The sequence below is a fragment of the Methylobacterium sp. D48H genome, from assembly GCF_053345715.1.
The window spans coordinates 418,954-439,598 of sequence record NZ_JBKFAP010000002.1; the positions used below are offsets into that span (position 1 = coordinate 418,954).

Annotated in this window: 20 protein-coding genes and 2 pseudogenes; 13 read left to right on the top strand and 9 right to left on the bottom strand. The window is 68.5% G+C overall.

Annotation, left to right across the window (positions count from 1 at the left end; genetic code table 11):
* Position 1 precedes the first annotated feature (1 nt).
* The 5 genes and pseudogenes from ACLBX8_RS08390 to ACLBX8_RS08410 form a co-directional block, all read right to left on the bottom strand.
* Complete coding sequence (locus ACLBX8_RS08390; RefSeq protein ID WP_447714954.1) at positions 2 to 235, bottom strand: hypothetical protein; 234 nt, start codon at positions 233 to 235, stop codon at positions 2 to 4.
* A 308-nt stretch (positions 236 to 543) separates the two neighbouring features.
* Positions 544 to 1,130: pseudogene (locus ACLBX8_RS08395) on the bottom strand (transposase); the annotation flags it as partial.
* Positions 1,131 to 1,384: 254 nt separating this feature from the next.
* Positions 1,385 to 1,576, bottom strand: coding sequence for a hypothetical protein (locus ACLBX8_RS08400; protein ID WP_020095026.1), 192 nt, complete (start codon positions 1,574 to 1,576; stop codon positions 1,385 to 1,387).
* A 92-nt stretch (positions 1,577 to 1,668) separates the two neighbouring features.
* Entirely contained in the window at positions 1,669 to 1,839 is a 171-nt protein-coding gene (locus ACLBX8_RS08405; protein WP_331298099.1) for a hypothetical protein, read from the bottom strand.
* Positions 1,840 to 2,411: 572 nt separating this feature from the next.
* On the bottom strand, positions 2,412 to 2,612 hold the full coding sequence (locus ACLBX8_RS08410; protein ID WP_447714955.1) for a nuclease: 201 nt from the start codon (positions 2,610 to 2,612) through the stop codon (positions 2,412 to 2,414).
* Between the two features lie 1,034 nt (positions 2,613 to 3,646).
* On the opposite strand from ACLBX8_RS08410, the pseudogene ACLBX8_RS08415 reads away from it, so the two are divergent.
* From ACLBX8_RS08415 to ACLBX8_RS08430, 4 genes and pseudogenes are all read left to right on the top strand, one after another.
* A pseudogene (locus tag ACLBX8_RS08415) lies at positions 3,647 to 3,832 on the top strand (hypothetical protein); the annotation flags it as partial.
* A gap of 296 nt (positions 3,833 to 4,128) precedes the next feature.
* A complete protein-coding gene (locus ACLBX8_RS08420; RefSeq protein WP_447698601.1) occupies positions 4,129 to 5,115 on the top strand; it encodes an NAD(P)H-binding protein in 987 nt (328 codons plus the stop codon).
* 314 nt (positions 5,116 to 5,429) lie between these two features.
* Positions 5,430 to 6,053 carry a glutathione S-transferase family protein gene (locus ACLBX8_RS08425; protein WP_447683489.1) on the top strand — a complete coding sequence of 208 codons (624 nt, stop codon included), beginning with the start codon at positions 5,430 to 5,432 and terminating at the stop codon, positions 6,051 to 6,053.
* 589 nt (positions 6,054 to 6,642) lie between these two features.
* Positions 6,643 to 7,653, top strand: coding sequence for a glycosyltransferase (locus tag ACLBX8_RS08430; protein ID WP_447714956.1), 1,011 nt, complete (start codon positions 6,643 to 6,645; stop codon positions 7,651 to 7,653).
* Between the two features lie 323 nt (positions 7,654 to 7,976).
* Here ACLBX8_RS08430 and gcvA read toward each other — a convergent pair whose 3' ends face one another.
* On the bottom strand, positions 7,977 to 8,867 hold the full coding sequence (gene gcvA / locus ACLBX8_RS08435; protein WP_447698600.1) for a transcriptional regulator GcvA: 891 nt from the start codon (positions 8,865 to 8,867) through the stop codon (positions 7,977 to 7,979).
* Positions 8,868 to 8,962: 95 nt separating this feature from the next.
* Here gcvA and ACLBX8_RS08440 point away from each other — a divergent pair, with 95 nt between their 5' ends.
* The 3 genes from ACLBX8_RS08440 (at position 8,963) to ACLBX8_RS08450 (ending at position 12,963) form a co-directional block, all read left to right on the top strand.
* Entirely contained in the window at positions 8,963 to 9,919 is a 957-nt protein-coding gene (locus ACLBX8_RS08440; RefSeq protein WP_447698599.1) for a zinc-dependent alcohol dehydrogenase family protein, read from the top strand.
* 831 nt (positions 9,920 to 10,750) lie between these two features.
* Positions 10,751 to 11,878: a Gfo/Idh/MocA family protein gene (locus ACLBX8_RS08445; RefSeq protein WP_056527789.1), complete on the top strand. Its 1,128-nt coding sequence runs from the start codon at positions 10,751 to 10,753 to the stop codon at positions 11,876 to 11,878.
* A 2-nt stretch (positions 11,879 to 11,880) separates the two neighbouring features.
* The gene (locus ACLBX8_RS08450; protein WP_447698598.1) at positions 11,881 to 12,963 is read left to right on the top strand and encodes a Gfo/Idh/MocA family protein; all 1,083 of its coding nucleotides are present in this window, start codon (positions 11,881 to 11,883) and stop codon (positions 12,961 to 12,963) included.
* 80 nt (positions 12,964 to 13,043) lie between these two features.
* On the opposite strand, the gene ACLBX8_RS08455 is transcribed toward ACLBX8_RS08450, so the two are convergent.
* The gene (locus tag ACLBX8_RS08455; RefSeq protein ID WP_447698597.1) at positions 13,044 to 13,187 is read right to left on the bottom strand and encodes a hypothetical protein; all 144 of its coding nucleotides are present in this window, start codon (positions 13,185 to 13,187) and stop codon (positions 13,044 to 13,046) included.
* Positions 13,188 to 13,757: 570 nt separating this feature from the next.
* On the opposite strand from ACLBX8_RS08455, the gene ACLBX8_RS08460 reads away from it, so the two are divergent.
* Together ACLBX8_RS08460 and ACLBX8_RS08465 are read left to right on the top strand one after the other, a co-directional pair.
* Positions 13,758 to 14,189 carry a helix-turn-helix domain-containing protein gene (locus tag ACLBX8_RS08460; RefSeq protein WP_056527784.1) on the top strand — a complete coding sequence of 144 codons (432 nt, stop codon included), beginning with the start codon at positions 13,758 to 13,760 and terminating at the stop codon, positions 14,187 to 14,189.
* 166 nt (positions 14,190 to 14,355) lie between these two features.
* A complete protein-coding gene (locus ACLBX8_RS08465; protein ID WP_447714957.1) occupies positions 14,356 to 15,963 on the top strand; it encodes a putative bifunctional diguanylate cyclase/phosphodiesterase in 1,608 nt (535 codons plus the stop codon).
* Positions 15,964 to 16,000: 37 nt separating this feature from the next.
* On the opposite strand, the gene ACLBX8_RS08470 is transcribed toward ACLBX8_RS08465, so the two are convergent.
* Positions 16,001 to 16,903, bottom strand: a complete 903-nt coding sequence (locus tag ACLBX8_RS08470) for an MBL fold metallo-hydrolase (protein WP_447714958.1) — start codon at positions 16,901 to 16,903, stop codon at positions 16,001 to 16,003.
* Between the two features lie 243 nt (positions 16,904 to 17,146).
* Between ACLBX8_RS08470 and ACLBX8_RS08475 the strand changes: the two genes are divergently transcribed.
* The 4 genes from ACLBX8_RS08475 (at position 17,147) to ACLBX8_RS08490 (ending at position 20,182) form a co-directional block, all read left to right on the top strand.
* Entirely contained in the window at positions 17,147 to 17,812 is a 666-nt protein-coding gene (locus ACLBX8_RS08475; protein ID WP_020095041.1) for an SCO family protein, read from the top strand.
* Between the two features lie 87 nt (positions 17,813 to 17,899).
* A complete protein-coding gene (locus tag ACLBX8_RS08480; protein WP_447714959.1) occupies positions 17,900 to 19,489 on the top strand; it encodes a glucan biosynthesis protein in 1,590 nt (529 codons plus the stop codon).
* A gap of 92 nt (positions 19,490 to 19,581) precedes the next feature.
* Entirely contained in the window at positions 19,582 to 19,812 is a 231-nt protein-coding gene (locus tag ACLBX8_RS08485) for a hypothetical protein (RefSeq protein WP_056527769.1), read from the top strand.
* 4 nt (positions 19,813 to 19,816) lie between these two features.
* Positions 19,817 to 20,182, top strand: a complete 366-nt coding sequence (locus ACLBX8_RS08490) for a hypothetical protein (protein WP_056527765.1) — start codon at positions 19,817 to 19,819, stop codon at positions 20,180 to 20,182.
* Between the two features lie 9 nt (positions 20,183 to 20,191).
* Here ACLBX8_RS08490 and ACLBX8_RS08495 read toward each other — a convergent pair whose 3' ends face one another.
* The gene (locus ACLBX8_RS08495) at positions 20,192 to 20,458 is read right to left on the bottom strand and encodes a DUF6894 family protein (RefSeq protein ID WP_091676586.1); all 267 of its coding nucleotides are present in this window, start codon (positions 20,456 to 20,458) and stop codon (positions 20,192 to 20,194) included.
* Positions 20,459 to 20,645 lie beyond the last annotated feature (187 nt).

The following is a 20,645-nucleotide window of genomic DNA, read 5'->3' on the forward strand; positions in this document are numbered from 1 at the left end:
GCTACGCGATGTCCGAGGAGCGGACTCGGGAGGTCGGGCCCCCTCGTCCGGCTTCGGGGGTATTGGACAGGAGCCCCGGCCGGCCATCCGAGACCCGGATGTTGGCGTCGACGATCGTCACCCCGGTGGAGCCTCCGAACTGCCCAAGGCCCTCGATCTCGGCGCCGCTACCCTCGACCATCCCCGCGGCCGGCGCGACCTCGGAGGCCTGGACCAAGGCTGGCTTCAGGGTCACGGAAATCCGGGCCGGCCAGGCCGGTGCGTACGATGACCAGTCCGCATCCATCGCCGCCTCCCCCGCGGGCCCTCGACGGTTTGATATGACGCCCATAATCTATTATGATCGTCATCTATCGTCAACGGCCTTCCCGTCTGCCAAGCGAGGCTTTCTTGGACAATCGGGCCGCGCATCCCGAGCCGGCGGTCGGCGAGGCCCGGGGCCCACGCGAGGTCCTCGAAGCCCGGGGCGTTGCCTGTGTCAGCGCCGATCTCCCGGCCGTCGCGACGCGCGGTCGTTACGCCCTCCTAGTCAAAGGGATTCTGCGGAACCTCGAGCCTTTCGCGACGCCCGATGCGCTGAACCCGATCCTGGCCCGCTTGCCTGCAATCCGCTCGCAGCAGTGCGGTGACACGGCAGCAGCCGCAGCGCCCGCACTCGGATGCCAAAGTGATGATGGCAGGGGTCAACGCGTCCTCTTCGGCCGACACGGAGGGCAGATCGCGTCGCGTGCCGCGGTGCTGGTCGACGGTCCGGCAGGCGTGGCGTTCCGGGAGACCGTACCTCTCCCGGATGTCTGCAACCGCCTAGCGGCGTCGCTCGGATGCTACGAGGCTCCGGCCGCCACGTCCGCCAGCATCTGCTTCTTCAAGGTCAGATCGGCCACGAGCCGCCGCAGCCGAGCCTTCTCGCGCTCCGGATCCTTCATCTTCCGAGCCTGATCGACTCGGAGACCGGCGTACGCCTTGCGCCAGCGTGAGGCACTCTGCTCAGAGATCTCCGCTTCCGCGCACGCAAGCGCCAAGTTCTTGCCCCGGGCTGTCTGCACCTCGATCTGGTGCAGCTTCGGCGCGACCTGCTCCGCGCGCGTCGTCCGACCGCGCCGCCTGTCCGGCTCCTCCGGTCCTGGCAGATCCTCTCGATCAGCTCGGTCCGAAGGCGGCCGGTCAGGTCATCCTGGACGCAGGCCGGGCGCCGTCCTCGTCGGAGGCTTAAACCGTCCCGCCTGCCCACGCGTCGACCGGGCCTCGGCATGCCCTCGAGGCTACCGCCTTCAGCCCCGTCGGCACCGTCGCGCGGGACGTTCTCGCTGCCGCTGCACGCCCGCCGGGACTCGAATCCGGACGGGCCGCCCGGTTCGCCGGTCGGAGCTTTCCTGTCTCGCCCCTAGGCTTTCATCTCGGCGAGCATCTTCGCGCCCTCGGTCAGAAAGAACGCCTTGATCTTCGGGTTGCGGACCCGCAGGGCGCAGTGCCTCGCGATCTCGCTCATCGACCGGTTCTTCGGATTGTTGAGGAGATCGGTCAGGTACGTCTGAGCCTGGGCCTCGGTGTCGATGGTGAATGGCTGGGGGTCCACGAAGCACCTCTCGCTTTGACCTGCCCGGCGCGCCGTGGCGCGCCTCTCGATGCCCCGCCGACCGATGAACGGCGAGTCCGTGTCGAGCGCCCTTAGCGCGTCGCCTGCATATCGATGATCGGCCCGCCGATGTCGAAGAATTCGTCGTCGGTGAACTCTGCCAACTCGATCTCCTCGCGCGGACGCTGAAACGGCAGGAACGCGGAGATCATTCCGAGACACAGCGCCCCGGCAATCAGGACGGCCAACAGCGCGAGGGTCATGGTCAACATCGGAACGCAATGCGATGTCAGACATATAGAACGGTAATCTTAAAACTTGCTTTCGGTGCATGGGATACCGCCCGGTAACCGCGGGCCGCGAACCTGCCGCCGGGCCGCGTTGCGTATCGGCTCGGCTCACACGCTGGTGAGATCAGGCGCTCCCCCGCCCCGTGAGCAGATCGGGGCGGGGCCGAGCGGGCTTACCGACCGAGGGACGGGCCGCCCGACGTGCCGCCAGTGCCGGGGGGCCCGCTCGTGGGGGTGCCGCCAATGTTAACGCCCGGCGTCGTGCCCGGGATCGACGAGTTGCTCGGGTTGGCCTCATTTCCACGGGTGACCGGGCTCGGTCCAAGATCCCGGGCACCCGGGCCGGCACCTCCGGTTGTCGCCGGCGGGGCGACCCCGGTGTTTCCAGCGCCGCCTGTCACCGTTTGCGCTGAGACCGGCGCGGCCAGGGCGATGGACAAGGCTCCTGCGAGCGCCGCGAGCGTGCGAGTCATGAAGTCGTCCCTGCGATTGCTGTGGCACAGGAACGGTTGATGTCGAGGGAAGTTCAGGGACGGGCGCGTCCATCACCCGCGCGCCGCTCGCCAGCCCGCGGCCTCGACCTCGCGGCAGAGTAAGCGCTCGCCGGAGCCCGTGTCGATCGCGGTCCGGTCGTACTCCCTGCTTCCGGGAAGCTGGTCGATCTCGTCGCCCTCGCGCGGGATGTCGCCCTCGATCGCGCAGACAGCCCGCGTGAGCGCTGCCGGGGGCGCCGCGGGCTTCTCCATTTCCGACCGGTCTCGACGCCACTGGCGCACTCGGCACGCTTCCAGTCCGACGGCGGATGCGGGTCCCGCGGATCACCCCGGTGTCGCCGTCGGTGACCGAAACGCGGCCGATCGGTAAACGCTCGGATCAGCCCACAGCGATGAAAACCGGTCAGCCTGACCTCACCCGCAGCCTGTTCCCTCGGCGACAGCGCTATCGAGGGGGGCAGCAACGGCGGTGCGCATCCCGGTGCACCCCGAGGGTGACTGATCTGAGCAGGCTTCTCGCTGGTCCAGAAATAAAGAGTTCGTCGCGGGACCGTCGAGCATTTCGCCTGCGCGAGACCACCATTCGCGCTCGAATGTATCACCACGCGACGTTATTTAGTTGCAGGCCCGCGCATTGGCCGCGATTCCAGCTCAATCGAACAATGTTATATCATCATCGACGGGTAAATTATTACTGAATTATCATCTGGCCGACATCGAGGCTCAGCGTATGGAAATATAGATCCAGCTCGTCCGGCTGAATTCTGCAGTGGCCCCTCACTGCCGCCGGAAGGAACCGCATCCCATGTGCATCGTGAGACAAAAGTGCAAGTGCTCGACCCGCGTTCGGTATCAAATCGGGCAATCGCTTGGTTCACGCAACAAGTGCGCGCATCCGGTCGTGCGCTGGATCGGCTTCTCTAAACGTCGACGTAGTGAGATATCTCGGAGACGATCTGTCGGACAAGTAAGAATCAGCGTCATTCAGTTGAGTTGGGCACAGACATTTGGTCGACCGGTCAGTGTAGCGACGACCGGAATCGTTCAGCCTATGGCGACGGTGGTGCCGTTCGAATCGCCCTCGCGTTGACCGGCTCGAAGCCGATCGCGAGACGAAGAGACCGTTCTCGAGACGGCCGGTCTGGGGGTTCGCGGCCAAGGGGCGCGGCTAACGATCAGCCATGCAGGCTGTCGGCGACGTCGTCGGGGATCTGTACCCCACTGACCGGAAATCGTGACGCTCTCCGCCTCGCCGGTCTCACCGCCGGCCACCACCTTCGGCGCCGCTGCGCCCGGCATCCGGCGTCCGGCATCCGCTTGGCCAGATTCTCGGCCTTCTTCGCCACCCCGCTCCCGGCCCGCGCCGGCGTCCTGTCCGCGGCCGACGGTTCCTCGAAGGCGCGCTGGAACTGCCCCGCTGGCGCGTGCCGAACCCGCCCGCCACCTTCCTGCGGCGTAGCGCGGGCTCGTCAGGGAGGGCGCCGGCAAGTTCGCGTTGCGCACCCCGCGTTGCGCGACGCAAGTGAGCGAACTGCCGGTTGCGCACTTACAGGGTTCGCACCGTCCGGCTTCGCGACTGCCGGGGGTGGAGAGCGGAAGCCACCTCAGGCCAAGGGTCGACACTGGACAGGCGGTCTCGCGCAGCTGAACGTCAAGATTGACGCGGATCATTCTGCGGATCCCGTCGTATCTACGCTTTCGCCGTTCGACGGGGCAGCGCAAGCGTCGCCGTCGCGCTAGGATGGTTGAACGTCGTGATGAAGCGATCATGAAACCGGATCGACCGGACGGTGTGAAGCCGCGTCGTGTCCTCTTCCTGGGAGCGACCGGCACAATCGGCCGGGCAACGGTTCGGGCACTGGTCTCGCGCGGCCACGAGGTCGTCTGCCTCGTCAGGCGCCCTGCCGAAACCGCAATCCCGTCAGGCGCTACCGCGCGCATCGTGGATCTGACCGACACGGTGTCGCTGGCGCGCGACGGTATCCGCGGCGAACGCTTCGACGCCCTGGTGTCGTGCCTCGCCTCGCGCACGGGGCTGCCCGACGATGCCTGGGCGATCGATTACGGCGCGCAGGTCGAGGCATTGCACGCGGGCCGCACGGCCGGCGTCACGCATGTCGTGCTTCTGTCGGCGATCTGCGTCCAGAAGCCGATCCTCGCTTTTCAGCGCGCCAAGCGCGCCTTCGAGGCAGAGCTGATCGCATCGGGGCTCGACTACACGATCGTTCGGCCCACCGCCTTCTTCAAATCGCTCTCGGGACAGATCGAACGCGTGAAACGCGGCAAGCCATTTCTGGTGTTCGGGGACGGGACCTTGACGGCCTGCAAGCCGATCAGCGACGACGACCTTGGCCGCTATCTCGCGGACTGCCTCGACGATGGGGACCGCCGCAATCGCGTTCTGCCGATCGGCGGCCCGGGCGAGGCGATCACGCCGCGCGCGCAGGGCGAGCGGCTCTTCGCCCTTCTGGGGCGCGAACCGCGCTTCACGCACATTCCGGTCGTGCTGCTGGACGCGATCGTCGCCGTTCTGACGACGATGGGCCGATGGGTACCGGCCCTGGCCGCCAAGGCCGAACTCGCGCGGATCGGGCGCTACTACGCGACGGAGTCCATGCTCGTCCTGGACCCGGCGACCGGGCGATACGATGCCCAGGCCACTCCGTCGACGGGATCGGAGACGCTCTTCGACTACTATGCGCGCGTGGTCCGTGGCGAGGCGGTCGCCGAGCGCGGCGACCACGCGGTGTTCTGACGACGCGCGACAGGAGGTGTCGACTTTTCCGGCAGTTTCACTCCGGAGCAGACCGGCATCTTTCGGCCAGCTTCTGCCGCGGCGCATGGCTCTCCCCAACGTCTTAAATGGATGGTTCCCTGCCCGACCGCATCTGGATTGTGGACGCATCGAAGCGGGCGTAGCCGTGGACATCGCTCGAGATCCTCTCGAGGTCGCTCGCTGCATCCGCTTTGCGCACCTGAGACAAGGGCGGTTAACTCCGCGGGTGGAAGATGCAACCACGCCCTCTGTGGTCGTCTCTTCATCATTCCAGCGTTGGCTAACCCGCTCCCATGATCCGCATTCTCGGCAAGGCCAGTTCGATCAATGTTCGCAAGGTGCTTTGGACCTGTGCCGAGATCGGATTGGATTACGATCGCCAGGACTACGGCAGCGATTTCCAAGCAACGGATACCCCGGAATTTCTGGCTCGCAACCCGAACGGCCTCGTGCCCGTGATTGAAGACGCGGCAGGGGCCTTGTGGGAGTCAAATACGATCTGCCGCTACCTCGCTGCGAGCGCCACTCGGACGGATCTGCTCCCTGCTGACCCACGTGGACGCGCTCTGGTTGAACAATGGATGGACTGGCAAGCGACCGAGTTGAACGCGTCTTGGCGGGCGGCTTTCCTCGGCCTCGTTCGTCGTGATCCGGCCTACGCCGATCCAGACCGGATAGTGGCGGGGGTCGAGGCCTGGAACGCGAATATGGGGATCCTTGACCACCATCTCTCCTCAACCGGAGCTTATGTGACCGGAGGAGCCTTCACGTTGGCGGATGTCGTTCTCGGCTTGTCCGTAAACCGTTGGCGCATGACGCCAATGGAGCGCCCGAGCTATCCCGCCGTCTCGGCCTATCATGATCGCCTTCTCGCTCGATCCGGCTACCGAGACCACGGGGCGAATGGGATTCCTTAGTGGGATGCCAACCGCGCCTTCAATCCGAGGTTGCTGGACGATCGATAAGTGGCGGCTTTCGGCAGGCAACGACCGCTCTCCGAACGCCTGGGTTGGGTAGCTTGCGAGTCGGCAACGTGGCGTGGATTCCCGCCGGTCAGCTTCGGCGTCGCAGATCTGTCGGAGCGCACGCCGTCATCCGGCCGCGTCGATATCCCTTCCGGCCCCCGGCGGGTACAGGTCAATGATCGGAACGTGCAGAACAAGAACTTCATTAGCGCTCTTGCTTTTTGTGGCGAAGGCTATAGACAGTACCGACGACTAAGATGATAAATCAACAGCCTCCGCGTCGGCGCAAAGCGCCACTCTCGAGTTCAAGAAAGACGTTCTTGGTCGGCATCTTACCAAGAGAATGGAGCAAAATATCTGCTTCGGCCGCCACAGCTCCGTTCATTTATTTGCATCCAAGTCCGTTCGATTAAGACTGTGGCCCCAAATGAATACGCGCTCACTCGATAGCAAGAACTCGAGAGGCCACCCGTGACCGAGAGATGGTCTGATTGTTGCTCCGACCGCAGAAGATAGCAATCCGTTTCGTCAGGACATCATCATGCGATATGAACATGGTGTTTCTGTTGTTCTTGCCACGCATAACGGATCGAGATTTATCCGCGAACAGCTCGAAACTCTCGTCGGACAAACAGTACATCCTCTTGAGATCATCGTTTCCGACGACGCATCTACGGATAACACGCTGGAAATTGTCCGAAATTTCTCTTGCGGCAGCTCAATCGAGTTCAAAATCCATGAGAACGTGCCCGCGCTCGGCTTTCGAAGCAATTTCTTGAGAGCCGCTCGGTTGGCGCGTGGAAAATTCGTCGCCTTCTGCGATCAGGACGATATCTGGGACACGAAGAAGATCGAGTTTTGCTCGCCCTATCTGGACGATCGCAGCGTCTCGATGATCGCCCATACGGCCATCACTATCGACTCCAGCAATCGCGAGCTTGGCGTCTTTCGGCAAGGCATTCATCGTACCGGCCTCAGAAAACCGCTCACCTACGATCCGTGGTTGACGTTCTTCGGATTTTCGATCGTCTTTCGATGGGAACTCTTGGATCTGTGGGATGTCGATGACCGTTTTATCGATTTCATTGTCCCCAGCGAGATGATCGCTCACGACCGTTGGGTAATGTTCCTGGCGCAAGTCGTCGGTCAGACCGTCGAGATCGATGTACCCCTGGTCCGCTATCGGCAGCACGCCCATAATCTGTTCGGACACGGTGAGCGCGAGCGGAGCGCGGGTCGGAGGACGGTAGCTGGGGGCTTGGATCCCTACAGGGAAGCCACGACCGCCATGATCGATATCGTCGAACGGCTTCCGGAAGCGACGGCTGAGCATTTTCCACTCTTCGATCGGGCAAGGGCGGCCGCTTTCTTTCGCAGCGCGCTTGACCAGCTCGAGAAGCGCGAAGCGATCTATCGAACTGAGACGCGCCTAGAGGCGCTCCAGGGCCTGTCGGCACGTGTCGCCGGCGGAACCTATCGGGCGGTTCACAACGGCCGTCCACGATGGCGATCGATCGCGAAAGATCTCAGATTCGCACTCCTTCGTCGTTGACTGCCTTGACGGGCTTGCAACAGGCCCCGTCGAACGTCTTCATGCAAGCCTTTACGACACAGCATCGCCTGTCCTTCCGACTTAAGCTTCGGTTTTACCGGACACTGGATTTAGGCTTGCTATGCCGCCGAGATTTACCGGCGATCGGCGAAAATTTCGCTCCACGACGAGCACTGCGATCGAGCGGGGAGTTTGGGCCAACGCTTCGGACGGTCGCCGCATCATTGTCGAGATGCCGGGTCCCGCCCCGAACAAAGATTGCCGAACCGCCGGCGGATGGCCGCTCGCGAACCTTCATACAGACCTCGCCACATGGTCCCGCGTCACCGGATGGCTGCGTTGCGCAGCCAGTCGATCAGCACCCCGATGCGTCCCGCCTGGGCCGGATGTCGCGGGTGGACGACCCAGTAGGGGTGCGCGTCGAGGACGGGCCCGAAGGGTTGAATCAGCGTGCCGCTCGCCAGGTCGTCGGCGGTCAGTACGACCGAGACCAGCGCTATACCCTGACCGGCGATCGCGGCCTGGATGACGTGGCCTTCGTCGCTGAAGCGAATGCCCGCACCGCCATCGATATCGGTGATCCCGGCCTTCCGCAGCCAAGCCGGCCAGGTCGGCGTCTCGTCGGTCAGGTCGGGCCACTCGAAGTGCAGCAGGGGGTGGCGGGCCAGATCGCTCTTGGATCGAATGGCGAGACGCGGACTGCAAGCGGGTGCGACTCGGTCGACCACCAGCCTGTGCGCGTCGAGGCCGGGATAGGGACCGGGCCCGTATCGGACGGCGACGTCCACGCCGTCGCGGGCGAAGTCGAACAGGCTGTCGGACGCGTGCAGTCGCAGATCGCAATCGGGATGCGCGGCCCGGAAGTCGGCAAGCCGAGGCACGAGCCACTTCGCCACGAAGGCGGTCGGGGCCGAGAGCGTGAGAACGCCGGCCGCGTGCCGGCCGCGGATCTCTTCGATGGCTCGGGCGAACGCGTCGAAACCGTCGCGCAGCACGGGCAGCAGAACGGTGCCCTCGGCGGTCAGCCGGACCCGGCGCGTCTCGCGGTGGAAGAGACGCAGCCCCAGGATCTGCTCGAGAAGCCGGATCTGATGACTGATGGCGGTCGCCGTGACACCCAGCTCGTCGGCGGCAGCGCGGAAGCTCAGGCGGCGCCCGGCCGCCTCGAAGGCCCGGAGCGCCGCGAGGGGGGGAAGCGATCTCCGCATCGTCATGGCTGAACGTAGCTCATCGACCCCGTGAGGAGAACGCGTTCGTCATCCCGCAGCCCGGCTGACACAAGGTTGGCCGGTCAGGACGGGAGGCCCTCTTGAAGGCGATGGTGTTGACGAAGTTCGGGGGGCCGGACAGCTTCGAGCTCCGGGAGCTGCCGGACCCTCGGCCGGGACCCCGGCAGGTCCGCGTGGCCGTGCATGCCACGTCGATCAACCCGCTCGACTGCCAGATCCGCCGCGGCGACTACGCCGATCAGGTCGCGCTGCCGGCCATCATCGGGCACGACGTGTCCGGCGTCGTCGACCAGGTCGGATCCGACGTGACCGAGTTCCGCGCGGGGGATGAGGTCTATTACACGCCGCGGATCTTCGACGGTCCGGGATCGTACGCCGAGTACCACGTGGCGGATGCCGGCATCGTCGCGCGCAAGCCGGTCAACCTCACCCATTCCGAGGCCGCGAGCGTCAGCCTCGTCGGCGTGACCGTCTGGGAAGGGCTGGTCGAGCGGGCCCGATTGCAGGTCACAGAGACCGTCCTCGTCCACGGCGGTGCCGGGGGCGTCGGGGCGATCGCCGTCCAGGTCGCGAAGGCCATTGGGGCACGGGTCCTGGCGACGGCGCGCGGCAGCGACGTGGCGCGCGTCGAGCGGCTCGGCGCCTCCGCCGTCATCGATTTCGAGCGCGCGGACTATGTAGACGCCGTCGATCGCCTGACCGAGGGCAGGGGCGTCGACGTCGTCCTGGACACGATCGGCCGCGACACGCTCGCGCGCTCCCCGCACATCCTCCGCGAGGACGGGCGCGTCGTCACCCTGGTCGACACCGCGACGCCTCAGAACCTCATCGGCGCCTGGGGCCGGAACGCCACCTACCACTTCGTCTTCTCACGCCAGGACGGCCGGAAGCTCGACGCCGTGACGCGCCTCCTCGAGCGCGGCCTCGTGATGCCGCGAGTCGGCCTGGAGTTTCCCCTCGACGAGGTCGCCAGCGCCCACGCGCGCTCCGAGGAGGGTCGGCTCGGAGGCAAGATCGTGCTCCGGGTGAGATCGTGAGGCGGCCGGACCTCGATCGCTGTCCCTGACCTGACACCGGCAGCGTCCGGCGCCGCGAAGGGAAGCGGCTCACCTGAGATCGAACCCGCGGAAACCGTGATGTCGCACCGTGGCAAGCCCGACCGGTCGGCGGGTCGAGCGGCACCCGGAGGCACGCGATCCTGCCGTCGACGACCTCGGTTACGTCCGTTCCGGTGACCGCGACCGGCCCGATCCCGATCCGCCTTACATCGTAGGGATCCCAGGCGGTGGTTCCCGACGGCCACGTCGACCGGGGTGAACCGGTTGAGGGTCGGGGATCCTCGCGCGACCTGGGCACGACGGATCTTCCCGGCGGCAACCCGACCCGACCGCGAACTTAAAGATCTGAGACGCCGGACACTCGGCCGGTGCCGGTCGAATGCCGACCTACGCGCGCCCGAAGTGACGGAGCACGAGGGGCTCGGTCCGGGTAAGCTTGAGGCCGCGCGGCTGCGAGCGGCCGCTCCGGCCGGCGACGACGGCCAGGCCGACGAGGCCGACCGATCCTGTCAAAGCCACGGCCACACACCACCAGAAGGCGACATCGAGCATGGCTGTCCACGGGGCTCCGGTTGCACCGGAACTGTCGGACCGTACGGTAAACGGAGCGTTAAACGCGCGTTCGACCGAATAGCGTAAGCGCCTGCGGCCCGAGCGCCGTGTACTGCCGAGACATGGGCGCCGAATTCGGGCGCCGGAGAGCGTCGCTGAGCTCTCGGCGCGTCGATCCTACGCCCAATTGATGAAGGCGCGGAACGGAGCGCTGCCGCTACGACCCGAATCCGGTGCGGATGACCTTCAGGGACAGAGATGCAGATCGGGATCGTCGGCTGCGGTTACGTCGCCGACTTCTACATGACGACCCTCGTGAACCACCCCGAACTGCGCCTCGCCGGCGTCTACGACCGGGACCCGGAGCGGCGCGCCGTCTTCTGCCGTCACTACAACGCCCGCGCGTTCGACAGCCTCGAGGCCCTGCTCGCCGAGCCGGAGATCGGCCTCATCCTGAATCTGACCAATCCGCACAGTCACTACGTCGTGACCAAGGCCGCCCTGGAGGCCGGCAAGCACGTCTACTCCGAGAAGCCGCTCGCCATGGAGTACGCCCAGGCCGAAGCGCTGGTGGAACTCGCCGAGGCGAAGGGCCTCTCGCTGAGCGGCGCGCCCGCGAGCATCCTGGGCGAGGCGGGCGCGACCGTGCGGGAGGCCGTCGCGTCCGGCCAGGTCGGGTCGGTCCGGCTCGTCTACGCCGAACTGGAGGACGGGCCGGTGTTCCGGGAGCCGGTGCATGAATGGCGGAGCGTGACCGGCGCCCCCTGGCCGGCCGAGGACGAGTACCGGGTCGGCTGCACCCTGGAGCACGCCGGCTACTACCTGACCTGGATGAGCCTGATGTTCGGCCCGGTCGAGCGCATGACCGCCTTCGCGTCGCGCCTGTACCCGGACAAGGGCACCGGCCAGCCCCCGGACTCGGTCGCCAACGACTTCTCGACGGCGTGCCTGGAGTTCCGATCCGGCGTCGTCGCGCGGATCACCTGCGGCCTCGTCGCGCCGCAGGACCGATCCCTGCACATCATCGGCGACCGGGGCGTCCTGACCGTGACCGATTCGTGGGCCAGCCAGGGCCCGGTCTATCTCCGTTCGCCGAGCGGCGAGGCGCCCGGGCGGCTCGGCCGGCTGCTGCACCGGATCCAGCGCTACCTGCCCGGGCGGATCTTCCTCGGTCGGAAGCTGCCGACTCCCCGCTTCGGCGGCAAGCTGCCCAGCTACCCGTCGCAGATGGATTTCGCCCGCGGACCCGCGGCCCAGGCCGCGGCGATCCGGGCGGGCGTTCCGGCGCCGCTCCCGGCGCGGTTCGTGCTGCACATCACCGAGATCGCGCTCGCCATGCAGAATGCCGGCGGCGGCGCCGTGATCCAGCTGAGATCCAGGTTCTAGCCATGGCACAGACCGTCTCGTGGGGCGTCCTCGGCACCGGGGTCATCGCCCAGCGCTTCGTCAGCGACCTTCTCGGGCGGCCGGACGCGCGCCTCACCGCCGTCGGGGCGCGGAGCACCGGGAGCGCCCAGGCCTTCGCCGCGGCCTTCCCCCAGGCGTCCGGCGCGCCGGCCGCCGTCGCCGGCGTCGAGGCCCTGGCCGCGCGGCCGGATATCGACGTCGTCTACATCGCCACGCTTAACAGCGACCACATGGACAGCGCGCTGGCCTGCATCGAGGCCGGCAAGTCGGTCCTGATCGAGAAGCCGATCGCGCTCTCGGGCGGGCAGGCGCGGCGCATCGCGGAGGCGGCGCGGCGGAAGGGCGTCTTCTGCATGGAGGCGATGTGGATGCGCTTCACGCCCGGCGTCGTGCGGGCCAAGGCGATGCTGGAGGCGGGCGAGATCGGCGATCCCCTGCATCTCGACGCCCGCCTGTTCTTCCCCCGCGCGCCGAACCCGCCCGGACGGACGGACGTTCCGGCCGAAGGCGGGGTGATCCTCGATCTCGGGGTCTACCCCGTGTCGCTGGCGCTCCACCTGTTCGGCGCACCCACCGAGGTCTCGGGCGTCGGCCTCGATCGGGGCGGTGCGGCGCCGCAGCAGGCCGCGCTCGCGCTCGGCTGGAACGCCAGGACCGCGACCCTGAGCTGCGGCTCGACCGGAGAGGCCGACAACGCCGCCGTGATCGTCGGCACGCGCGGCCGCATCCACCTGCACCGGCAGTTCCTGTGCCCGCCCTTCCTCACGCGCGTGCGCACCGCGGCCGCGCCGGCGCCCGCCGACCGTGCCCCGCCGCGCCGCCAGGCCATCGGCCGACTGGCCTTCGCGAAACGCCTCCTGCAGCCGCTGGACTTCCGCCGCGTCGCGCTGATCCCGACGCCGTACCTCGGGTTCGGGCTGCGGCATCAGATCGACGAGGTGCATCGCTGCCTGCTCGCCGGCGCCCGCGAGAGCCCGATCATGCCGCTCGCGGACAGCATCCGCACCCTCGACATCCTCGATCGCGTCCGCGCCCGGCCGCAGCCGCTGGAGGCCGTCGCCTAGGAGGGGTGTCCGGACCGGGTGCCCGTCCCGAGCGGATGATCCGTCCGGGCAGGTCGCGGCGCCGTTCCCGGCGGTCGAGGTCAGGTCGTCTTCGTCGCCTTGGCGGGAGGCAGCCTGCGCAGAATCCGCGCGATGTGCGCGCGCAGGGCCGACGTCTCGGATTCCGGCCCGGCCTGCCCGGCGGGTTCGGCTGGCTCCTGGAGGGTGACGAGAAGGTCGGTCATCGACGAGGGCGCTGTGATGGGAGACCGACTCTACCGTCGAGCCTGGCCGGTGAATACATCATTTCATAGATTTTCTCGACCGGGACTTAAAGTGTTTAGGCCGGCGATAGACGCGACCCGATGTCGGAAACAGGGGTGTGTGTCCCGCCGGCCGCGACATTCGCGCCGGTGAATTGCATCGCCGATGTCTTGATGGAGACCCGCGGCCGCAGTCCCACCACAATGCCGGCCGCATCACATATCCGTCATCGTCCGCCACGACGATCGGAGGCCTCGGTACTTTACCACCCCTTCGACCGATCTCCGATGTATCGTCGCGCACGGCGACTGAGAGGCTGCCGTAGCCGGCGAAGACAGGCGCAGGAGGGAAACCGTCTGTGCGCTGCGTGACGGATACAGTTGACCATTGCGGTTACACCGTCCCTGGGCGTACAACCAACAGCCAAGCCATGCGTCCAGTGCAACTAGGAATTGCGCAACTTATTGGTGCGCTAAGCAGTTTTCGGTTGTGTTTTTTTCCGCGACTCTGGGTAAGTGCCACTCATCCAGCATGCTGAAGGTTTCCGTTCGATGTCGTCCTCCCCGAAGCCCAAGTCCGCCACCGAGACCGATCGCTCGATCGGCGGCCGCATCGCGGCGCTCCGCGTGGCACAGGGCCTGAGCCAGACCGATCTCGGTCAGGCCATCGGCGTCAGCTTCCAGCAGGTTCAGAAGTACGAGAAGGGGCGCAACCGCATCGGCGCAGGGCGTCTTCAGGCCATCGCCGACCTGCTGAGGGTGCCGGTGGACACGTTCTTCGCGGATCCGCGGGACAACGGCGGCGGACGCGTCGGACCCGCGGCCCTGTTCGAGGATCCGAAGGTCATGGAACTCGTCCTGGCCTTCACCAGCATCACCGACGAGACGACCCGCGGCGGGATCCTGTCGATCGTCAAGGCCGCCGCCACCCTCCAGGAGAGCCGCGCGGCCGCGCAGCGTCCGGACGCCGTCGACGAGGCGTGACGGCGCGGCCCTGTCCATCTCTTCCCGCGACGGGACATACCGGCGCCCCCGAGCCGCGCGCAGCGTGGCGGCGCGATTTAATCCAAATTAAACCAAGACAAAGACCCGTAAAGATGTAGAGAAGCTGCCGCGTCCGGAGCTGATCTACAGCGCATGAGCGGACGGCATGCTTCGCTCTGACGTTGGAAACCGGGTCCTGACCATGCCGATCGAGACGTCGAGAGCCTGGGGCCGCGGCGAGCTGTACGAGACCCTGTGCCTCCTCGTGATCGGCGTCGGGATCTGGTTCGTCGGCGTCACGCTCGGGACCTTCGCGTATCTGAACAGCGTCGTCGCCACCTACAACCTCACGGACCTGCTGCTGCTCGCCGCCTGCATGGGCGTGGCGCAGTGGGGCGCCAGCATCCGCAAATCGATCATCCTCCGGCGGCTCATGCTCGAGCGCGCCGCCGCCGCCGCGCAGGCCGAGGCGATCGCCCGGCACGACGGGCTGACCGGTCTGGCGAACCGTCGCCGCTTCATCGACGCCGTGGAGCGGGCGCACGCGCCGGGCGCCGCGGACGCGGCGGTGCTCCTCATCGACCTCGACCGGTTCAAGCCGGTCAACGACCTCTACGGCCACGCGGCCGGGAACGCGGTCCTGTGCGCCGTGGCCGAGCGTCTCCAGCAGCTCGTGCCGTCGGGCGGCCTGGCGGCCCGTCTGGGCGGCGACGAGTTCGCCATGCTGGTCCCGCTCCGCTACGAGAGCGAGGCGCTGCGGCGCCTCGCCCAGGCGGTCATCGCGCGCATCGCCGAGCCGGTGACGTGGAACCAGAACGACCTGAAGGTCGGGGCCACGGTCGGCGTCGCCGCGGTGTCGGCCGAGCACGGGGACGCCGACGCGATCCTGCACGCGGCCGACCTCGCCATGTACCAGGGCAAGAAGGACGGGCGCGGCAATGTCCGCTTCTTCCGCAGCGCCATGGACGCGGAGCTGCGCGCCCGCGCCCGCATGGAGACGGAACTTCGCCTCGCCATCGAGACGGGCGCGATCGAGCCCTTCTACCAGCCGGTGGTGTCGCTCCCCGAGAAGGAGATCGTCGGGGTCGAGGTCCTGGCGCGCTGGCGCCACCCGACGCGCGGGGTGGTGGGCCCGAGCGAGTTCATCCCGGTGGCCGAGGAAACCGGGATGATCGCGGATCTCAGCTACAGCCTGATCCGCCGCGCCTGCCTGGATGCCCGGGCTTGGCCGCCGCACCTGATCCTCGCGGTGAACATCGCCCCGCAGCAGTTCCAGGACGCGTGGCTCGCCCAGCGCATCCTCGGGATCCTGACCGAGACCGGCTTCCCGCCGCAGCGCCTGGAGGTCGAGATCACCGAGAGCGCCCTGATCCAGGACCTGGAGGCGACCCGGACGACCCTGCTGTCGCTGCGCGAACTCGGCGTGCGCATCGCGCTGGACGATTTCGGAACCGGCTATTCCAGCCTGTACCACCTGCGCGAACTGAAGTTCGACAAGCTGAAGATCGACCGCAGCTACGTCGACGCCATCACGATGAGCGACGAGCGGGCGAAGCTCGTCGACGCCATCATCAAGCTCGGGGCGAGCCTCGGCCTCTCCACCACCGCCGAGGGGATCGAGACCGACGCCAGCCTCGACTGGCTCTCCGAACAGGGCTGCCATTTCGGCCAGGGCTACCTGTTCGGCCACGCCATGCCGAAGGCCGAGATGGACGGCGTGCTCGCCGCCGCGCGATCCCCGGCCCCGTTCCAGGATCTCGCGCGGGCCTCGTGAGGCGCGGGATTCCGCCCGCGCGGCCGCATCGCGCCGGTCAGCGCGGCGCCCTGTAGGCGGAGCCGTCGGCGGCCCCGAGCGGGTTCTCCACGAACCGGCCCGTCTCTGGAACCGCGACCCGGTCGAAGTCCGCCGCCAGGGCGTCGAGGGCGCGCCGCATCTCGGGCCCCTGCAGCGGCCGGCCGTGTCCGGTGATGACCCGCTCCGGGGCGAGCGCGGCGAGCGCCCGCACCGACGCGCGCGCCGCCGGCCAGTCGATCGTCAGGTACATCGGCGGCCCGTGCAGCTCCGGCGCCTGCGTCGCGACCGCGTAGGCGGATTCCTGCGCCGTGGTGATGAAGGCGTCGCCCGCGATCAGCGTCCGGTCGGATTCGCGCCAGAGCGAGACGTGGCCCGGCGCGTGGCCGGGCGTGTGGATCCAGCGCCAGCCGGGCAGGGGCGGCACCGAACCGTCCTCCGGCAGGAGGCGGAGCCGCCCGGAGACGTCGACCGGGCTCGTCGGGAACAGCGGCGACAGACGGCCGAGGAGTCCGCCGCCGACGCTCGGATCCGGCGTCGGGTAGGCGGCGCTGCCGTCGAGATAGGGCCGCCCCAGGGCGTGCACGTAGACCGGGACGTCCCAGTCCTCCGCGAGGTCCTCCAGGACGCCGACGTGGTCGAAATGGCCGTGGGTCAGGACGATCGCGGCCGGCCGGGCGCCTTCGCCGAAGCGGGCCCGGGCCGCGGCCTCGATCCCGCGCTTGGCGCCGATCACGCCGGCATCGATCAGGACCCAGCCCCGGTCGCCCGCGCCGGGGGGCCCCACGAACACGACGTTGACCAGGACGTGGCGCTGATAGGCGACGTCGTCGGCGATAGCGTGGGTGGCGTCGTCCCGCTCGGCGTCGCGGCGGGGATCGTCGGCCCGGGCCTGCGGGTCGACGGGGATCTGCTGGGCCATCTGGGGCGGCTCCCGTGCGCGGTCGCGGAGGGGACGGTCGGGCCCGCGGCCCGGGTGTCCCGGCGCCGGATGGCGCGAGCGCCCGTACCCTGGCCAACCGGCCGCTCCCGGGCGTGTTCCTGACGTCGTCGCCTCTCCAGGTCCGGCCCCGCACGGGGCGCCGCGGCCTCACACCTGTCGACACGGACCCCATATTGGCGGCATCGATACCGGCCACCCCGACGCGCCGTCGCAGGTCACAGCATGGCACCGAGCCCTCTCGCCCTCATCGCCTCCGCCGCCCTCGTCGCCGTGATCGCCACCGGCACCGGGGCGATCGTCCTCCAGCAGGGATCGCGGTTCAGCCATTCCCGGAAGGTCGGCGGCCCGTTCACGATGGCGGATCTCGACGGCCGCCCGGTGACCCAGGCCGATCTCCGCGGCAAGCCGTCCGTCCTGTTCTTCGGCTTCACCCACTGCCCGGATGTCTGCCCGACCACGCTCGCGACCCTGGCGTCGGCCCTCGGCCGAATGGGCCGCGACGCGGACCGCCTCAACGTCGTCTTCGTCACCCTCGACCCGGAGCGGGACACGCCCGACACCCTGCGGGCGTACCTGGCCTCGTTCGATCCGCGGATCCGCGGCTTCGTCGGCACGCCGCAGCAGGTCGCTCGCATGGCCGACGCCTACCACGTCGCCTACAAGCGCGTGCCGACCAAGGACGGCGACTACACGATGGAGCATTCCGCCACCGTGGCGCTGTTCGACAGGACCGGCCGCATGGTCGGCGAGATCGGCTACGGCGAGGACGAGGCCAACACCTTCGCGAAGCTGATCACCCTCGCGCTGCCGGGGCAGTGCCCGCCGGGGGGCGGCGCCAACCTCTGGACGACCGACGGCAGCACCGGCAACTGCGGTCCGCGGAGCTGAGCCGCGGCCGGGAAATTGCGCCGCCGCGCCGGCGTGGCTAGAGGGCGGCGCGGGTCGCGAGGCCCGACCGAATCCGGGGGTTCCAGCTTGATCACGCGCCGCGTCCTGACCGCCATCGGGCTCCTCGCCCTCGCACCGTATCCCGGCCTCGCCCGGGCCGCCGGCGGCGGGCCGCGCCTCGCACCGCCCGAGCCCATGGACCTCGACCGGCTGAAGGATCTCGCCCGGACGCTGCGGGACCGGCCCTACGCGCCGCCCCCGGAGGCGCCCGCCTCGGCGGCCCTCGACGCCCTGACCTACGGGCCGCTCCAGGAGATCCGCTACCCGCCGGGCCACGCCCTGTTCGCCGACAGCCCGTACCCGGTGACCTTCTTCCACCTCGGCAACTTCTTCCGCCATCCCGTGAAGGTCTACGCCCTGGAGGGCGGGCAGGCCCGCGAGGTGCTCTACAGCCACGACCTGTTCACCTACCCGCCGGGCAACCCGGCCAAGGACGTTCCGGACGGGGCGGGCTTCGCGGGGTTCCGGTTCCAGAAGGCGCCTGCCGGGCAGCCGGGCGACGACGGCGACTGGCTGGCCTTCCTGGGCGCTTCGTATTTCCGCGCCGCCGGGGACGGCGCCCAGTACGGGGCCTCGGCCCGAGGCATCGCGATCGACACGGCGCCCGGGCCCGGGAAGACCGAGGAATTCCCGGTCTTCACGCGCTTCTACGTCAGCCCGGCCGCGGACGGCGCCGTGACCGTGCTGGCGCTCCTCGAGGGCCGGAGCCTCACCGGCGCCTACCGGTTCGTCGCCCGGAAGGAGCCGCACGTCGTCATCGACGTCGCCTGCACGGTCTACATGCGCGAGGCGGTCGAGCGGTTCGGCATGGCGCCCCTGACCTCGATGCTGTGGTACTCGGAGGGCATGAGCCGCTTCCTCGCGAGCGACTGGCGGCCCGAGGTGCACGATTCCGACGGGCTGCTGATGCAGACCGGCGCCGACGAGCTGATCTGGCGGCCGCTCAACAACCCGCCCCGCCTCAGCGTCAGCGCCTTCGCGGACCGGTCGCCGAAGGGCTTCGGCCTGCTCCAGCGCGACCGCGCCTACGAGAACTACATCGACGACGGCTTCGAGGAGAACCGTCCCGACATCTGGGTCGAGCCGCAGGGCGACTGGGGCCGCGGCAGCGTCCAGCTCGTGGAGATCCCGACCCATCAGGAGACCGACGACAACATCGTCGCTCTCTGGGTGCCGGACGACGCGCCGCAGGCCGGGTCGGACCGCAGCTTCGCCTACCGGCTGCGCTGGACCGTCAAGGAGCCGGTCGCCACCGACCTCGCCCGGTGCGTCGCGACCCGGGCCACCAAGGCCGCGTGGCTCGCGGATGCCGACAGACGCCCGGGCCGGGCCAACCTCGTGCGGCAGTTCGTGCTGGAATTCGAGGGCGCGGCCCTGTCGGGCCTCGATCCCGAGAAGGCCACGGTCGCGCTCACCCTGTCGCGCGGCACCGCCGAGGAAGTCGGCGCCACCTGGGCGCCCTACGGCAAGCCGAGCCCCTGGCGGGTCTTTCTCAAGGTCTACGCCGAGGGTCCGGATCCGGTGGAGATGCGTCTGCAGCTGAGATCCGGGGATCGGCTGCTGTCCGAGACCTGGGCCTATCAGTACTACCCACAGGCACCCGGCACGGTGCTGTGAGCGCCGCCGCCGCCGGATCTCGGGTCGCCCGGACAGGTCCGGCGCCGGGCGGGCGCGACCCGGCCCGGCCCATCGTCGCATCGGAGACTGCCATGACCGGCGAGACACCGCACGGCCCGCACCTCCCGGAGGCGCTGACGCGGCTCCTCAAGGCACCCCGGGCGGCGATCTGGCCGACACCGGAGGACCGGAACCGCCTGCGCCCCGGCCGGTCGCGACCACGGCAGCCGAGCCGCGCAGTCCTGGGTGTCTGGATCTGGGCGATCCTCTACAACGTTCTCGGCTTCGCGATCCTCGCGGCCCTGTGGTGGACGATGCGCTGACCCGATGAGCCGACACGCCCTGATCCCCGGCCGAGCGATTCTCGCGGCAATCCTCCTGCTCGGCCTCGCCCCCTCCGCGGCGCAGAGCCAGGGGGACGCGCTCAACGCCGACGACGGCACCGGGGCGGTCAAAGTCTGCTCGCCCGTGGCGATGCCGCGCTGGCGGTCCATGACCCCGGTGCCGAAGACCTGGACCTTCCTGGACTGCATGGGCTTCGCGGGCGAGATGGGCGCGACCCACTTCCAGCTCGGCTGCCTCTTCGCCAACGTCACGCCCCACGCCCAGAAATACGCCTGGGGCGCGATGGTGCCGATCGAGAAGTCGGCCATGGCCAAGGCGCAGCCGCCGATCCCCAATTGCGGCTGGTAGGGCCCGCGCTCAGCCGTCGGAGGGCTGCCAGTCCAGGTCGAGGGTGAGGCGGGCGCGGAAGACCGTGCTGCCGGTCGCGTCGCGGACCCGCGCCTCCAGCACCAGGCCCACATCTCCGGGGGCCGGCCGGTCCGCCCGGACGCGGAGCCGGTCATGCACGGCCTCGATCAGGGCCTCGGTCGCCGACAGGCACGCCTCGTGACGATCGGCGAAGGGCAGCCCCTCCTCGTCGAGGGACAGGCCGCGGTCGTCGGTGAAATCGGTGAAGTAGCGCATGGCGCAGAACCTCACGGCCAGCTGAGGAGCGTGCGCCGCGACCTGAGCGGTGTCGTTAACCTGTGTGTGGGCGCCGCACGCCTCGCGCGACGGGCCGCCGGATCCTCGCGCCGCGGCGACCGCGCGGAGAACGCGGTCGCGCGGGCCGCGATCCACCCGCCCTCAGAAAAATGTATGAGTGTGGACA

What these genes read in the sequence shown, in the direction of transcription:
- ACLBX8_RS08405 (WP_331298099.1), bottom strand. Translation starts at nt 1,839, where the DNA reads ATGACCCTCGCGCTGTTGGCCGTCCTGATTGCCGGGGCGCTGTGTCTC.
- ACLBX8_RS08410 (WP_447714955.1), bottom strand. Translation starts at nt 2,612, where the DNA reads ATGGAGAAGCCCGCGGCGCCCCCGGCAGCGCTCACGCGGGCTGTCTGC.
- ACLBX8_RS08420 (WP_447698601.1), top strand. Translation starts at nt 4,129, where the DNA reads ATGAAACCGGATCGACCGGACGGTGTGAAGCCGCGTCGTGTCCTCTTC.
- ACLBX8_RS08425 (WP_447683489.1), top strand. Translation starts at nt 5,430, where the DNA reads ATGATCCGCATTCTCGGCAAGGCCAGTTCGATCAATGTTCGCAAGGTG.
- ACLBX8_RS08430 (WP_447714956.1), top strand. Translation starts at nt 6,643, where the DNA reads ATGCGATATGAACATGGTGTTTCTGTTGTTCTTGCCACGCATAACGGA.
- gcvA (WP_447698600.1), bottom strand. Translation starts at nt 8,867, where the DNA reads ATGACGATGCGGAGATCGCTTCCCCCCCTCGCGGCGCTCCGGGCCTTC.
- ACLBX8_RS08445 (WP_056527789.1), top strand. Translation starts at nt 10,751, where the DNA reads ATGCAGATCGGGATCGTCGGCTGCGGTTACGTCGCCGACTTCTACATG.
- ACLBX8_RS08450 (WP_447698598.1), top strand. Translation starts at nt 11,881, where the DNA reads ATGGCACAGACCGTCTCGTGGGGCGTCCTCGGCACCGGGGTCATCGCC.
- ACLBX8_RS08455 (WP_447698597.1), bottom strand. Translation starts at nt 13,187, where the DNA reads ATGACCGACCTTCTCGTCACCCTCCAGGAGCCAGCCGAACCCGCCGGG.
- ACLBX8_RS08460 (WP_056527784.1), top strand. Translation starts at nt 13,758, where the DNA reads ATGTCGTCCTCCCCGAAGCCCAAGTCCGCCACCGAGACCGATCGCTCG.
- ACLBX8_RS08465 (WP_447714957.1), top strand. Translation starts at nt 14,356, where the DNA reads ATGCTTCGCTCTGACGTTGGAAACCGGGTCCTGACCATGCCGATCGAG.
- ACLBX8_RS08470 (WP_447714958.1), bottom strand. Translation starts at nt 16,903, where the DNA reads ATGGCCCAGCAGATCCCCGTCGACCCGCAGGCCCGGGCCGACGATCCC.
- ACLBX8_RS08475 (WP_020095041.1), top strand. Translation starts at nt 17,147, where the DNA reads ATGGCACCGAGCCCTCTCGCCCTCATCGCCTCCGCCGCCCTCGTCGCC.
- ACLBX8_RS08485 (WP_056527769.1), top strand. Translation starts at nt 19,582, where the DNA reads ATGACCGGCGAGACACCGCACGGCCCGCACCTCCCGGAGGCGCTGACG.
- ACLBX8_RS08490 (WP_056527765.1), top strand. Translation starts at nt 19,817, where the DNA reads ATGAGCCGACACGCCCTGATCCCCGGCCGAGCGATTCTCGCGGCAATC.
- ACLBX8_RS08495 (WP_091676586.1), bottom strand. Translation starts at nt 20,458, where the DNA reads ATGCGCTACTTCACCGATTTCACCGACGACCGCGGCCTGTCCCTCGAC.